At 68.7% G+C, this 12906-nt stretch carries 13 protein-coding genes; 4 read left to right on the top strand and 9 right to left on the bottom strand.

Going from position 1 to position 12906, the window contains the following annotated elements; translation table 11 throughout:
* Positions 1 to 12: 12 nt before the first annotated feature.
* On the bottom strand, positions 13 to 402 hold the full coding sequence (gene rpoZ / locus GBB76_RS03590) for a DNA-directed RNA polymerase subunit omega (RefSeq protein WP_152302014.1): 390 nt from the start codon (positions 400 to 402) through the stop codon (positions 13 to 15).
* A 265-nt stretch (positions 403 to 667) separates the two neighbouring features.
* Between rpoZ and GBB76_RS03585 the strand changes: the two genes are divergently transcribed.
* Positions 668 to 1291 carry an NYN domain-containing protein gene (locus GBB76_RS03585; protein ID WP_152302013.1) on the top strand — a complete coding sequence of 208 codons (624 nt, stop codon included), beginning with the start codon at positions 668 to 670 and terminating at the stop codon, positions 1289 to 1291.
* Positions 1292 to 1302: 11 nt separating this feature from the next.
* Positions 1303 to 1983 (top strand): uracil-DNA glycosylase, encoded by a 681-nt coding sequence (locus GBB76_RS03580; RefSeq protein ID WP_152302012.1) that lies wholly within the window; start codon positions 1303 to 1305, stop codon positions 1981 to 1983.
* Here GBB76_RS03580 and epmA read toward each other — a convergent pair.
* Positions 1980 to 3023: an EF-P lysine aminoacylase EpmA gene (epmA, locus tag GBB76_RS03575; protein WP_152302011.1), complete on the bottom strand. Its 1044-nt coding sequence runs from the start codon at positions 3021 to 3023 to the stop codon at positions 1980 to 1982. The genes GBB76_RS03580 and epmA overlap by 4 nt on opposite strands.
* 125 nt (positions 3024 to 3148) lie before the next feature.
* On the opposite strand from epmA, the gene efp reads away from it, so the two are divergent.
* A complete protein-coding gene (gene efp, locus GBB76_RS03570) occupies positions 3149 to 3718 on the top strand; it encodes an elongation factor P (protein WP_152302010.1) in 570 nt (189 codons plus the stop codon).
* A 207-nt stretch (positions 3719 to 3925) separates the two neighbouring features.
* Here efp and smpB read toward each other — a convergent pair whose 3' ends face one another.
* Together smpB and dapA are read right to left on the bottom strand one after the other, a co-directional pair.
* Positions 3926 to 4399: an SsrA-binding protein SmpB gene (smpB, locus tag GBB76_RS03565; protein ID WP_152302009.1), complete on the bottom strand. Its 474-nt coding sequence runs from the start codon at positions 4397 to 4399 to the stop codon at positions 3926 to 3928.
* 40 nt (positions 4400 to 4439) lie between these two features.
* Complete coding sequence (dapA, locus tag GBB76_RS03560) at positions 4440 to 5330, bottom strand: 4-hydroxy-tetrahydrodipicolinate synthase (RefSeq protein ID WP_152302008.1); 891 nt, start codon at positions 5328 to 5330, stop codon at positions 4440 to 4442.
* A gap of 352 nt (positions 5331 to 5682) precedes the next feature.
* On the opposite strand from dapA, the gene GBB76_RS03555 reads away from it, so the two are divergent.
* Positions 5683 to 7935, top strand: coding sequence for a lytic transglycosylase domain-containing protein (locus tag GBB76_RS03555; RefSeq protein ID WP_152302007.1), 2253 nt, complete (start codon positions 5683 to 5685; stop codon positions 7933 to 7935).
* Between the two features lie 159 nt (positions 7936 to 8094).
* Here GBB76_RS03555 and GBB76_RS18710 read toward each other — a convergent pair whose 3' ends face one another.
* The 5 genes from GBB76_RS18710 to GBB76_RS03535 form a co-directional block, all read right to left on the bottom strand.
* Entirely contained in the window at positions 8095 to 8235 is a 141-nt protein-coding gene (locus GBB76_RS18710; protein WP_202911163.1) for a hypothetical protein, read from the bottom strand.
* A 5-nt stretch (positions 8236 to 8240) separates the two neighbouring features.
* A complete protein-coding gene (locus GBB76_RS03550) occupies positions 8241 to 10346 on the bottom strand; it encodes an OmpA family protein (RefSeq protein WP_152302006.1) in 2106 nt (701 codons plus the stop codon).
* A gap of 106 nt (positions 10347 to 10452) precedes the next feature.
* The gene (locus GBB76_RS03545; protein ID WP_152302005.1) at positions 10453 to 11712 is read right to left on the bottom strand and encodes an aminopeptidase; all 1260 of its coding nucleotides are present in this window, start codon (positions 11710 to 11712) and stop codon (positions 10453 to 10455) included.
* A gap of 178 nt (positions 11713 to 11890) precedes the next feature.
* Positions 11891 to 12184 carry a hypothetical protein gene (locus GBB76_RS03540; protein WP_152302004.1) on the bottom strand — a complete coding sequence of 98 codons (294 nt, stop codon included), beginning with the start codon at positions 12182 to 12184 and terminating at the stop codon, positions 11891 to 11893.
* 120 nt (positions 12185 to 12304) lie between these two features.
* Positions 12305 to 12889, bottom strand: a complete 585-nt coding sequence (locus GBB76_RS03535) for a nucleoside 2-deoxyribosyltransferase (protein ID WP_152302003.1) — start codon at positions 12887 to 12889, stop codon at positions 12305 to 12307.
* Positions 12890 to 12906: the final 17 nt, after the last annotated feature.

The following is a 12906-nucleotide window of genomic DNA, read 5'->3' as shown; positions in this document are numbered from 1 at the left end:
GAACGGGTCCGGTCAGCCTTCGTCGTCGTCGCTCGGCTCCGGCGGCACGAGGCCCTGGAGACCGGCCAGAAGCTCTTCCTCGGTCATGCGGTCGAGCATGATGTCGGAATCGTCGGCGCCCTCGGAGCCGGCCGACGCGATCATCGGCACGGTCTCGGGCTCCGGCTCGTCCACCTCGGTGAACTTCTGGAGCGAGTGGATCAGTTCCTCGCGCAGATCGTCCGGCGAGATCGTCTCGTCGGCAATCTCGCGCAGGGCGACGACGGGGTTCTTGTCGTTGTCGCGGTCGACGGTGATCGGCGAGCCCGACGCGATCACGCGCGCGCGATGGCCGGCAAGCAGAACCAGCTCGAAGCGATTGTCGACCTTGTCGATGCAGTCCTCGACGGTGACGCGAGCCATGCTTCGGCACTCCTGGCGGTGTAAGGGAAGCGGCCTCATTAAACCAATGAGGCTGATGGAGCAAGGGTCATACGGCACGCCCGGGCGAGCGAGGGCCGCGCCCCGCCCTCCCCGCCGGAACGGCCATCCACTGCAAAAGACCCGGCAACTCCACGCCGCCGTCTCGCGGTCGCCACAAATGCGCTATGTCTATGCGGGGGCAGACGCGCCGCTCTCCAGCAGCGGCGCAAGGCGTTGCAATCTTACGAGTTCGGTATTTCCGAGTATGGTTCAAAGTATGGAAAAGATCGCCCTTTTCATTGATGGCGCCAATCTCTATTCGGCAACAAAGTCCCTTGGCTTCGATATCGACTACAAGCGACTCCTGAAGGACTTTCAGGGCCGTGGCTATGTGTTGCGGGCATTCTATTACACCACTCTGGTCGAGGATACGGAGTATTCCTCGATCCGCCCGCTGCTCGACTGGCTCGACTACAATGGCTATTCGGTCGTCACCAAGCCGGCGCGGGAATTCACCGACAGCCAGGGCCGCCGGCGCGTGCGCGGCAACATGGATATCGAGCTGGCCGTGGCCGCCATGGAACTCGCCTCCCATGTCGACCACATCGTGATCTTCTCCGGCGACGGCGATTTCCGCTCGCTGGTCGAGGCGATCCAGCGCAAGGGCGTGCGCGTCACCGTGGTCTCCAGCATCCACACCCAGCCGCCGATGATCGCCGACGAGCTGCGCCGTCAGGCCGATGTGTTCCTCGATCTCGTCGACCTCCAGGCCCGCATCGGACGCGACCCGGCCGACCGCTCGGGCCGCATGCAGGAGACGCCGCGCTTCCTCGAGCGACGGACCGCGCCGCCGCCGGCGGATGAGAGCGACGACGCCTCGGACTCCTGAGGGAACGGCGCGTGGCATCCCGGGGCGCTTTCGCTGCCGAATCGCTCGCGCCGGCGCCGGCCGAGCCCGCGCGCGACTGCCCGTTCTGCCCGCGCCTCGTCGCCTTCCGCGAGCACTGGCGCGGCGAGGAGCCGGGCTGGCACAATGCGCCGGTGCCCTCCTTCGGGCCGGTCGACGGGCGGCTGCTCATCGTCGGGCTGGCGCCGGGCCTGCGCGGAGCGAACCGGACGGGGCGCCCCTTCACCGGCGACTATGCCGGCGACCTGCTCTACTCGACCCTGATCGCCTACGGCTTCGCCACCGGCACCTTCGAGGCGCGGCCGGACGATTCGCTGCGGCTGGTCGATGCCCGCCTCACCAATGCGGTGCGTTGCGTGCCGCCGGAGAACAAGCCGACCACCGACGAGATGAAGGCGTGCCGACCCTTCCTCGCAGCCACCATCGGCCTGCTGCCGGGACTGAGCGCCATCGTCGCATTGGGCAAGATCGCCCATGACCAGGTGCTGGCGGCGCATGGCGAGCGGCTCTCGCACCACAAATTCGCCCATGGCGCGGTGCATCGCCTCGGCAATGTGGTGCTCTTCGACAGCTATCACTGCTCCCGCTACAACACGAACACCGGCGTGCTGACGCCCGCCATGTTCCACGCCGTCTTCGCCAGGGTGCGCGCCCATATCGACGCGCTGGGTTAGGGCGCGACCGGCGCCCAGAGCACGTCCTCGATCCGCCGCGCCCCGGCCGCCAGCATCACCAGCCGGTCGAAGCCGAGCGCGATGCCGGACGCCTCGGGCATCACGGCGAGGGCTTCGAGGAAATCCTCGTCGACGGGATAGCGATCCCCGTAAAGACGTTCCTTCTCGTCCATCCAGGCGATGAAGCGGCGGCGCTGCTCGACCGGATCGGTCAGCTCGCCGAAGCCGTTGGCCAGCTCCACCGCGCAGACATAGAGCTCGAACCGCTCGGCGACGCGCGGGTCCTCGGGCTTCGGCCGGGCCAGCGCGGCTTCCGAGATCGGGTATTCGCACAGAATGGTCGGCCGGCCGATGCCGAGCCGGGGCTCGATCTTCTCGACCATCACGCGGGTGAACACGTCGGCCCATGTGTCGTCGGGCGCCACCCTGATGCCGGCGGCATGGGCCGCCTGCCAGAGCCGCTCGCGGTCATTGTCTTCCCGGCCGACCGTCGCCATCAGGTCGATGCCGGCGAAACGCGTGAAGGCCTCGGCCACGGTCAGCCGCTCGGCGGAGAGGCTGACGTCGCAGACATGCCCGCCGAAATGAAACTGGCGCACGCCGACCGTCTCCGCCGTCGCCGCCAGCAGGGCGGTGCAGTCGCGCATCAGCGCCTCGTAGCCCTCCCCCGCACGGTACCATTCCAGCATGGTGAACTCGGGGTGGTGCAGCGCGGTGCGCTCGCCATTGCGGAACACCCGCGCCAGCGTGAACAGCCGGGTCTCTCCGGCGGCCAGCAGCTTCTTGGCGGTGAACTCCGGCGAGGTGTGCAGGTAGCGCGGCGCCGTTGAGCCGTCGGGCCGCTCAAGCGCGGTGGCGAAGGCGCGCAGATGCACCTCGTTGCCCGGCGAGACCTGAAGGATCGGCGTCTCGACCTCGATGAAGCCGCGCGCGCCGAAGAAGGCACGCAGCGCCGCCTGCACGCGCTGGCGGGCCAGCAGGAAGGGCCGGCGGTCGGCATGCACGGAAGGCGACCACCATGGCGAGGCTTCGGCTGACATGGGGACTCCCGTGAGGTTGTGTCGCCGGGGTTGGCGGATAGCGGGCGCGCTTGTATAGGAGGCCCCCAAAGGAATCCCCCGGTGCCTCCGCGCGACGCGGCGCACCCAACAGCCAGAGGACCTCTATGGTCAAGGTCATCGCCAGCACGCTGCGCAAGGGCAATGTGGTCGACATCGACGGCAAGCTCTATGTCGTTCTGACTGCCGACAACATTCATCCCGGCAAGGGCACCCCGGTGACCCAGCTCGACATGCGCCGCATCTCCGATGGCGTTAAGATCTCCGAGCGCTACCGCACCACCGAGCAGGTCGAGCGCGCCCATGTCGAGGACCGGCCCTTCACCTTCCTGTATTCGGATGGCGAGGGCTATCACTTCATGAACCCCGAGAATTACGATCAGGTCGCGGTGCATCCCGACGTGGTCGGCGATCAGGCCGCCTATCTTCAGGAAAGCATGCAGGTCATGCTGAAGATGCACGACGGCGTCGGCATCGCCATCGAGCTGCCTCAGCGCGTGGTGCTCGAAGTGGTCGACACCGAGCCGGCGATGAAGGGCCAGACGGCCTCCTCCTCCTACAAGCCGGCGGTGCTGTCGAATGGCGTGCGCTCGGCCGTCCCGCCGCATATCGGCGTCGGCACCCGCATCGTGGTGATGACCGCCGACGGCTCCTATGTCGAGCGCGCCAAGGACTGAGCGGCGCTGACAGACCGAATCAAAAAGCCCGGCCAAGTGCCGGGCTTTTCTTTTGTTTCAGCTCGGAGTTCGTGATTGCGGCGCGGCTTCCACTCTGAGCGACGTCATCCCCGGGCTTGGCCCGGGGATCCACGACTTAATGCTCGGCGCGGATCAAGACGTGGATGGCCGGGCCAAGCCCGGCCATGACGGCCGGACAGACGATCTCTACCCCCGGTCGCGCATCAGGCGCTGCTTGTCGCGGGCCCAGTCCTTTTCCTTCAGCGCCTCGCGCTTGTCGTGCGCCTTGCGCCCGCGGGCGATGGCGATCTCCACCTTGGCCCGGCCCTGCTCGTTGAAGAAGATGCGCAGCGGCACCACCGTCATGCCCTCGCGCTCGACCGCCTGCCAGATCTTGGCGATCTCGCGCTTGTGCAGCAGCAGCTTGCGCGGGCGGCGCGGCTCGTGGTTGAAGCGGTTCGCCTGCAGGTATTCCGGTATGAAGGTGTTGTAGATGATCGCCTCGCCGGTCTTCGCCGAGACGTAGCTCTCCGCCACCGTCGCCCGGCCGTTCCGCAGGCTTTTCACCTCGGTTCCGGAAAGCGCGATTCCGGCTTCGAACACCTCGCCGATGTCGAAGTCGAACCGCGCCCGCCGGTTATCGGCGACGACCTTGCGTGCCTGGACTTTCTTTTCGGCCATCGCTCTCGCTCCGTAACGGAGCGCTTGCCCCGCTACATCTTCAGTTGATCAGTCCGGCGTGGCGCATGGCGTCGCGGACGATACCCTTGGTCTTCTCGCTCACCGGCACCATCGGCAGGCGCGCCTCGTCGACGATCTTGCCGAGCAGGCTCAGTGCATATTTGGTGGGGCTCGGGTTGGTTTCAACGAACAGGGCCTGGAACAGCGGGAACAGCCGGTCCTGAAACTCCAGCGCCTTGACATAGTCGCCGGCGATGCAGGCGTCGATGAGCTGGGCGCAGAGCTTCGGCGCCACGTTGGAGGCGACCGAGATGCAGCCGTCGCCACCATGCGCCATGAAGGCCAGCGCCGTCGCGTCCTCGCCGGAAAGCTGGTTGAAGGCCGGGCCCATCGCCTGGCGCTGCTGGCTCACCCGCGCGAGGTTGGCGGTCGCGTCCTTCACGCCGGCGATGTTCGGCAGTTCGTACAGCCGGGCCATCGTCTCCACCGACATGTCGATCACCGACCGGCCGGGGATGTTGTAGATGTAGATCGGGATGCCGATCGCATCGTTGATGGCCTTGTAGTGCTGGTACAGCCCTTCCGGACCGGGCTTGTTGTAATAGGGCGTCACCACCAGCACGGCGTCGGCACCGGCGCTCTCCGCGTGGCGCGCGAGGTCGATCGCCTCGATCGTGTTGTTCGAGCCCGCGCCGGCGATCACAGGCACGCGGCCGCGCGACTGCTGCACGGTCCACTCGACGACAGCCTTGTGCTCCTCATGGGAGACGGTGGGGCTCTCGCCGGTGGTGCCGACGGGCACAAGGCCGTGAATGCCTTCCTCGATCTGCCAGTCGACGAGATCCCGGAACGCTTTCTCGTCCAGCGCGCCGTCGCGGAACGGCGTCACGAGTGCCGTAAAGGATCCACGGAAGGGCAGCGAGTGAGGCATGGCGCGCTCCTGAGGTCTTTCTCGTCGTTGTCGCGCATCGTGCCGGGCACGGGCGCGAGAGGCCTTCATTGTCGGGGGGCATGAGATATCGCGTCGGCGCGGCCGAAGGAAGCGCATTGTTTGCGGCCGCTTGGCAAAGCCGGTCCGCTGCGGCACCCTGCCCCGGTTTCGCCCGCTTGACCGGCTATGGCGAGACATCTGGCGGCGCGGCCGGGGGTGGGCTAGGCCCGCCACGACACCGGCGCGGGGGATGTGGTTAGCAATTCGTCAATAAGATCGCGGGACAACAGACGTGCACGAGGCGTTCCGGCGCCGTGCCGTTAGCGTCGGTTGGACGGGAGTGTCAAAGCCCATGGGCGAGTCGGTGAACGAATTTCGGGTCGACCGTCCCTCTCTCGCCGTCGCGGGCCGCCGCACGGCGCGCCCTGCCGCGTTCCTTCAGGTCACGGCGGCGCTGCTGCTCGGCTCGGCCGCCATCGTCTCGCCCGGCCTGATCGCCCGTGCCGAGGCCGCGACGCCGACCCCCACGCCGCCCCCTAAGCCGGCCAAGAAGTCCGCTACGGCGCCGAAGCCTCCGGCCAAGCCGTCTGCCAAGCCGTCGACCAAGAGCGCCACCAAGGAAAAGCCGGCCAAGGGCAAGCCCGCCAAGGCGACGGCGGCCGCTGCGGGAGCGGCGGCGGCGACGCTTCCCGCGCCCGTCCTGTCCGGCGCCATGAGCGATCTGCAGCAGGCGGTGAAGCTCATCGAGGCCGGCAACAGCGCGCAGGCGCTCGCCATGGCCGACGCGATGCGCGACCCCGGCTCGCAGGCGCTGGTGCGCTGGCTCGCCCTGCGCGTCACCGCGCGGGATGTCGGCTATGACCGCGCCGTGGCGATCCTGCGCGCGCACCCGACCTTGCCGACCCCGACCGTGCTGCGGCGCCGGCTCGAATTCCTTCTCTATGCCGAGAACCGCGATCCCCAGACGATTCTCGATTTCTTCGCCGAACAGGCGCCGCTCTCCGGCGAGGGCAAGGTCGCCCTTGCCCGGGCCCTGTTCGCCGCCGGCGACCAAAAGGCCGGCGCCGCCTGGCTGCGCAACGCCTGGCAGGAGGACCCGCTCTCCTCGGAGGCGGAATCGACCGTGATGGTCGAGTTCGGCGGCCTGCTGACCCGCACGGACCACAAATACCGGGCCGACAAGCTGCTCTATGCCGAGGACGCCGACCGTGGCCTGCGGGCCGCGCAGCGGGCCGGCGACGATGTCGCCGCCCTCGCCCGCGCCCGCATCGCCATGTCCTCGGGCAAGGGCGATGTCGGCAAGCTGCTGGCGGCCGTGCCGGCCTCGATGAAGTCGGACCCGGCCTATATCTACACGCTCGCCAAGATGCAGCGCCGCAATGGCGACCACGCGGCGGCGGCGGCCACCCTCGCCCGCGCGCCGAGGGATGCCGGCTTGCTGGTCGATCCCGACGAATGGTGGATCGAGCGCCGGCTGGTGGCGCGCGGCCTGCTCGACAAGGGTGACAGCCGCACCGCCTACAAGGTGGCGCGCGAGGCGGCGACGCCCGACGACGAGCACATGCGCGCCGAGCAGCAGTTCACCTCGGGCTGGATCGCGCTGCGCTTCCTCAACGATCCGAAGACCGCCCTCCAGCACTTCGCCAAGGTGCCGGAGAACCAGACCCACCCGGCCACCGTCTCGCGCGGCTATTACTGGCAGGGGCGCGCCTATGAGGCGCTCGGCTCCACCGGCAATGCCCGCACCCAGTATCAGGCGGCGGCCGAGTACGGCACCGCCTATTACGGCCAGCTTGCCAGCGCCCGGCTCGGCATCGACCGCGTGAAGATCAAGACGGCGCCGGCCGCCAGTGCCAGCCAGCGCGCCACCTTCGCCCGCGACGAGGGCGTGATGATCTTCAAGGTGCTGGAACGGCTCGACAAGTCGACCCTGTCGATCGCGCTCGCCTACGACCTCGCCGAGCGCCTGCCCGACGCCGCGCAGCTTGGCCTGCTGGCCGAACTCGCCAAGTCGCAGGGCGACGCGCGCACCATGACCACCATCGGCAAGGTCGCGCTGAACCGCGGCATTCCGCTCGAGGCCGAGGCCTACCCGACCATCGGCATGCCGAGCTATCGGCCGATCACCGAGGATGTCGACCGCGCGCTCGTCTACGCCATCGCCCGGCAGGAGAGCATGTTCAATCCCTCGGCGATCTCGCGCGCCGGCGCCACCGGGCTCATGCAGGTGATGCCGGCGACCGGCCGCACCATCGCCAAGCGCACCGGCGTGACGCTGGATCCCCGGCGCCTCGCCGAACCGGCGGTCAACGTGCAGTTCGGCGCCGCCGAGCTGCGCAGCCTGCTCGACAACTACCAGAACAACTATGTCCTGACCTTCGCCGGCTACAATGCCGGCCGGGGCAATGTGGCGAAGTGGATCGCCCAGTATGGCGACCCGCGCGACCCCTCGGTCGATCCCATCGACTGGGTCGAGCGCATCCCCTTCTCCGAGACGCGCAACTATGTGCAGCGCGTGATGGAGAACACGCAGGTCTACAAGTCCCGCTTCGGCTCGCGCGACACGTTGCAAATCGAGGCGGATCTGCGCGGCTCGCGCCTCTGACCACGCCGCACCGCGTCTGACCGGCGACAGGCGGAGCCCGCGTGAGGCTGCGTCAACCCGCCCGGCGGCGCGTGCAGAGCCGCCGCAACCAGCAACCGCCGACACAGCCGACGACATAGGCCGCCAGCAGCAGAAGCGCGACCTCAAGGGCGAAGGGCGTCATGACGTGGCCTCGCCGTTCTCGCCAGACGCGTCGGCGGCGCGACGTGACGGACCGCAGCCGCTCAGCCAGCCGGTGACCAGCCCGATGCCGAGCGCGGCAAGAAGATAGGGCCACAGTTCGAGGGCCAGGAACCACATCGCCGTCACCTCACGATCAACTGGATGCCGGCCGCGTCGGCGCCGCCAGTGCTCGGGCCCTGCGCCGCGACGTCAGCGGAGGCGCCGGTGAGAAGACGGTCGGGCGCGATGCCGGCGGCGGCGAGATACTGCGTCAGCGCCTGCGCCCGCGCGGTCGACACGGCGTTGCCGGCCTCCGGCTGGCGCACCCGGATGTCGATGGAAGCGTCGGGGCAGCTTGCCGCGACGGCCGCCACCTGGTCGAGAACGCCGAAGCTCGCCGGATCGATCGCGGCCCCCTCCCCGGCGAAGACGATGGCGCCCTTGGCGAGCAGATCGTCGATCACCTTCTGGCAGGCAGCGCGGTCGAGTGGGGGACGCGGCGGGGCGACGTCGAGACCGATATCGAGGGTAATGCCCTCGGGCAGCGCCTCGGCCAGCGTGGAACGTATGGAGGCGATGGCGGCGGGATAGAGGGCGGTACCCGTCAGCTTCAGCTTCGCGTCGTCGAAGCGGGCCTCGCCGGCCTCCAGCCGCGAGAGCTGGCGCATGGCCGCCATGGCAGCGGCGGTGAAGCCCTGCGGGGCGCCCTGCGCCACGGCCGACACGTCGTTGACCGGCGCCCCGAGGAACTGCGTCTTCGCGGCGGCGATCAGCCGCTCATGCTCGGTCGGCGACGGGAAGAAGCCGGAAACGGTCAGCCCGTCGACATCCTTTCGCAGGCTGAACACATAGGGCGAGACGACCGGCGGGCGGACATCGGCCCGCAGCATGAAGCCTTTCGGCGGCGACTGGTCGATAGCCGCCAGAACGGTGGTGAAGGCCGCCGAGTCCTGCGCCTCGCCGGAGATCGACAGGGTGGAGCCGTTGCCGCGCACCGCGCCGGCCAGCAGCTTCGAGAGCTGGTCGACGCCGAAGCTGGTGGCCGCGACCCATCCCTCGGCACCGGGTCCGCCCGAGGCGATCCGCATCTCGTCGCTCACCGGCACGCCGGGAAAGTCGCCGCGCACGGCATCGAGGATCAGGCGCTTGGCCTCTTCCGAAGGTGCGAAGCCGGTGAGCCGCAGCCCTCCGGCGTTGCGCTGCACGCCCCAGACGAAGGGATTTGCCGCCGGCGGCTCGACCGCGAAGCGGGTGAGCGTGTAGCCCTCGGGCACCGTGCGCCGCGCGCCTGCCAGCGAATCATAGGCGGCGAAGTCCGGCGCCGTGCCCTCGATGGCAATCGTCGTGCCCGACAGCGTGACCTTGCCGTTCGGCAGCCGCCCGAGCTGGTTCAGCGCGAAGGACACCGCCTTGAGCCAGCCATCCGTCGGCGGCGCGCCATCCGCCAGCCGCAGCCGGTCGGAAATGGCGGCGCCCGGCACCGCCGCGCGCACCATGTCGAGCAGCGAGCGGCGCGCATCGCCGAGCGGGATATAGCCCGACAGCGTCACGCCGTCCGGCTCGCGCGTCGCCGACCAGATGAAGGGCGAGACGGCCGGCGGCAGGACTGCGAAGCGGGCCAGCTTGAAGTCGCCCGGCAGTTCGCTGCGCACCGTCACTTCCAGCGCGTCATAGGTGGCGAAATCGGGCGCGCGGCCCTCGATGGAGAAAGAATCGTCCGAGATGGTGACGCGACCCGCCGGCATCTTCGCCAGTTGCTGGATGCCGAAGGCCACCACGCCGATGAAGTCGCCGGCGGGCACGCCGCGCGCCCGGACCAGCTCCTTTTCGCCCGTCACCACGACACCGGGTGCCATCTCCTGCGCGGCGGCGGCGATGCGGCGGCGTGCATAGGCGGAGGGCACGTAGCCCTCCAGATGCAACTTGCTGCCGTCACGTATCGCCGAGAAGGTGAAGGGCCGGCGCTCGGGCAGCAGCGTCGTGCGGTCGTCGACCAGCCGCACGCCGAAGAGCTGGCCGAGTTCGTTGCGGACCTTGATGCGCGCTTCCTCGGAGAGCGCCTCGCCCTCGAGCACCGCGCTGCGGCCCTCGAAGCGGGCATGCGCCCAGGATTCGCCGATCTCCGACAGCAGGGATTCGGCCCGGGTGGTGAGGTGCTCCTCGACGGGCCCGCGCGCGAAGACCACGGCGAGGCCGACCAGCGCGGCAAGGGCCGGCAGACCTTTCCACCAGGCACGCCAACGACACATCAATCCCGTCTCCCGTCCTGAAGCCGGATTCGACCGGCCGCGAGGCGGGGGGACTTCATCATAGATCGGCGGCATCAGGAAGCCGCCCGTTCCCGCCCGATGGCCATCAGGCCCATTCGCCCTTGCGCATCACCGGCTCCGCCTCGCCCGAGGCGGTGATGCCGTCGACGTCCACCTCACCCGAGCCGATCATCCAGTCGATATGGATCAGGCTTGAATTGGCGCCGCGCGCGGCCAGTTCGTCCGGCGTCAGCGTGGCGCCGTTGATGAAGCATTTGGAATAGGACTGGCCGAGCGCGATATGGCTGGCGGCGTTCTCGTCATAGAGCGTGTTGTAGAACAGCAGGCCGCTCTTGGAGATCGGCGAGGAGTGCGGCACCAGCGCCACCTCGCCGAGCCGGCGCGCGCCCTCGTCGGTCTCCAGCACCTTGCCCAGCACATCGGCGCCGGTGCGGGCCGTGGCCTCGACGATGCGACCGCCCTCGAACCTGACCGCGATGTCCTGGATCAAGGTGCCCTGATAGGAGAGCGGCTTGGTGCTGGCGACATAGCCGTCCACGCGGTCCTTGTGCGGCGTGGTGAAGACTTCCTCGGTGGGGATGTTGGCGTTGCAGACGATGCCGTTCTTGGCGATGGAAGCGCCACCCGCCCATTCGTGCTCGTCCGCCAGACCCACGGTCAGGTCGGTGCCCGGGCCACGGAAACGCAGCGCCGAATAGCGCTTGCCGTTGAGACGCGCCGTGCTGGCGTGCAGCTCGGCATTGTGGGCGTCCCACGCCGCGACCGGATCGGGCGTGTCCACGCGCGAGGCAGCGAAGATGGCATGCCAGAGCTTGGCGACCGCGATGTCCTCCGGATCGTCCGGGAACATGGCCTTGGCCCAGGACGGCGAGGCATGGGACACGATGGTCCAGTTGATGTCGAAGCCGGCGATCAGCGAAAGCGCCGGCATATAGGCCTTCGAGCGGGCGCGGTTGGCGCGCGAGACCTTTTCGGGATCCTCATTGGCCAGCAGCGAGGGATTCTCGCCCGAGATGGCGAGGCGCGCGGCGCCGGCCTTGAAGGCGTGGGCCATGCCCTCATAGAGCCAGGCGCTGGCCGAATCGAAGCTGTCGTCGGGCGCGTGGCGGAAACGCGCCAGCGTCGCCTCCTCGTCGCTGAACAGGGTGGTGACGAGGCTCGCCCCGGCCTTGTAGGCATGCTCGGTGATCCGCCGCACCAGCGGCAGCGCGTCGATCGAGGCGGTCATCACCAGTTCCTGCCCGGGACGCAGGCCGAGGCCGACATGCACGGCCACCTGCCCAAGCCGGTCCAGCCGCTCCTCGTGGGAAAGCGTATCGGTGGGAATGCCGCTGTGCTTGGTCATGTCGGTCTCCGAAATGGGGGCGCCGCGCGGCGCCGCTCCCGGCGCAGATGCGTCGCCGGAAGCGCCCATTCAAGAGACCCCCGGCGCCGGGCGTCAAGCGCGGCGGTCCGGGTTCGCGTGATGACAGACGAAAAGGGCGGGCCGATGGCCCGCCCTCAAAGCGCTGGTTCCAATGACGTCAGCGGCTGCTGCGGTCGTTGGCGCGCTCCTGGTTGATGATCGCCTGATCGCCGGGCTGGTACCACGAGTCGCCATAGGTCGGCTCGTAGCCATAGGCGGGGCCCATGGGGCGCACCGTCCGGACATAGCCGTCGGAATAGACCACCGGGCCGCGCGGCTCGACATAGACGTTGCGGCCTTCATAGACACCCGGTCCATAATAGGGGCCGCGATATTCCGGGGTCGCGTTGGCCACGCCGGCGGTCGCACCGAGAATACCCGCAGCAGCGGTGGCAAGAATGAGCGTGCGCATGATGATGTCTCCATCTCGCAGTCAGGACAACGGCCGGTAGAGCAACTCCGGCTCGACTGCGGATACAACGGCGCACGGCGGATTTTGTTCCGCGCTTGCTTCGGTACCAGGGTATCGGCGCTACCAGCCGACAATCCGGTTGACGATGGCGCCGGCAGCGAGCGCGACGCCGAGGCTGGCCAGGAAGGCGAGTGTGACGAGGAATCGCGTCAGGCGCTTTAGCTCGCGATTCTTGACCGAGAAGCCGAGCATGCCGGTCGCCTCGGCGATCGCCTCCTGCGCTGTCGGCCACACGGTTCGCCCGTCCGGCACGATCATCAGGTTCTCCGGCTTGCCCCAGTCCTCGACGAGGTGCCCATCGGCATCGCGCCCCTCGGCCACCGGAGGGACGCGCTGGATTAGCGTGCGCATGTCGTCCGACCACAGGAACACCGGCTTGCCGCGCGCCTCGGCATAGCCGATCTCGAACGCCGTGCCGGGGTCCATATGCGCGCCGCGAAACGGCGTGATGTTGGCGACGAGGGCGTCGGCGTCGTCGATCATGTCGATGCAGGCCTGCCTTATGTCGACGCCCTCCGCGTGAAGCGGGAACAGGCCCTCCGCGCCCGCCTCCTCGCACAGCGCGCGCAGTCGCGCGCCCTCGGCGGCGGCGTCGGGACGGAACACCTCGGGTCCGGCGAGATAGAGGCGAAGACGTCGGGGCATGGGCGGCTCGGGGGCGC

It is taken from the genome of Ancylobacter sp. TS-1, from assembly GCF_009223885.1.
Classification (GTDB): Bacteria; Pseudomonadota; Alphaproteobacteria; order Rhizobiales; family Xanthobacteraceae; genus Ancylobacter.
The sequence above is the reverse complement of the archived record's forward strand: the minus strand, read 5'-3'. Positions and strand labels throughout refer to the sequence as shown.

What these genes read in the sequence shown, in the direction of transcription:
- rpoZ (WP_152302014.1), bottom strand. Translation starts at nt 402, where the DNA reads ATGGCTCGCGTCACCGTCGAGGACTGCATCGACAAGGTCGACAATCGC.
- GBB76_RS03585 (WP_152302013.1), top strand. Translation starts at nt 668, where the DNA reads ATGGTTCAAAGTATGGAAAAGATCGCCCTTTTCATTGATGGCGCCAAT.
- epmA (WP_152302011.1), bottom strand. Translation starts at nt 3,023, where the DNA reads ATGTCAGCCGAAGCCTCGCCATGGTGGTCGCCTTCCGTGCATGCCGAC.
- efp (WP_152302010.1), top strand. Translation starts at nt 3,149, where the DNA reads ATGGTCAAGGTCATCGCCAGCACGCTGCGCAAGGGCAATGTGGTCGAC.
- smpB (WP_152302009.1), bottom strand. Translation starts at nt 4,399, where the DNA reads ATGGCCGAAAAGAAAGTCCAGGCACGCAAGGTCGTCGCCGATAACCGG.
- dapA (WP_152302008.1), bottom strand. Translation starts at nt 5,330, where the DNA reads ATGCCTCACTCGCTGCCCTTCCGTGGATCCTTTACGGCACTCGTGACG.
- GBB76_RS03555 (WP_152302007.1), top strand. Translation starts at nt 5,683, where the DNA reads ATGGGCGAGTCGGTGAACGAATTTCGGGTCGACCGTCCCTCTCTCGCC.
- GBB76_RS18710 (WP_202911163.1), bottom strand. Translation starts at nt 8,235, where the DNA reads ATGTGGTTCCTGGCCCTCGAACTGTGGCCCTATCTTCTTGCCGCGCTC.
- GBB76_RS03550 (WP_152302006.1), bottom strand. Translation starts at nt 10,346, where the DNA reads ATGTGTCGTTGGCGTGCCTGGTGGAAAGGTCTGCCGGCCCTTGCCGCG.
- GBB76_RS03545 (WP_152302005.1), bottom strand. Translation starts at nt 11,712, where the DNA reads ATGACCAAGCACAGCGGCATTCCCACCGATACGCTTTCCCACGAGGAG.
- GBB76_RS03540 (WP_152302004.1), bottom strand. Translation starts at nt 12,184, where the DNA reads ATGCGCACGCTCATTCTTGCCACCGCTGCTGCGGGTATTCTCGGTGCG.
- GBB76_RS03535 (WP_152302003.1), bottom strand. Translation starts at nt 12,889, where the DNA reads ATGCCCCGACGTCTTCGCCTCTATCTCGCCGGACCCGAGGTGTTCCGT.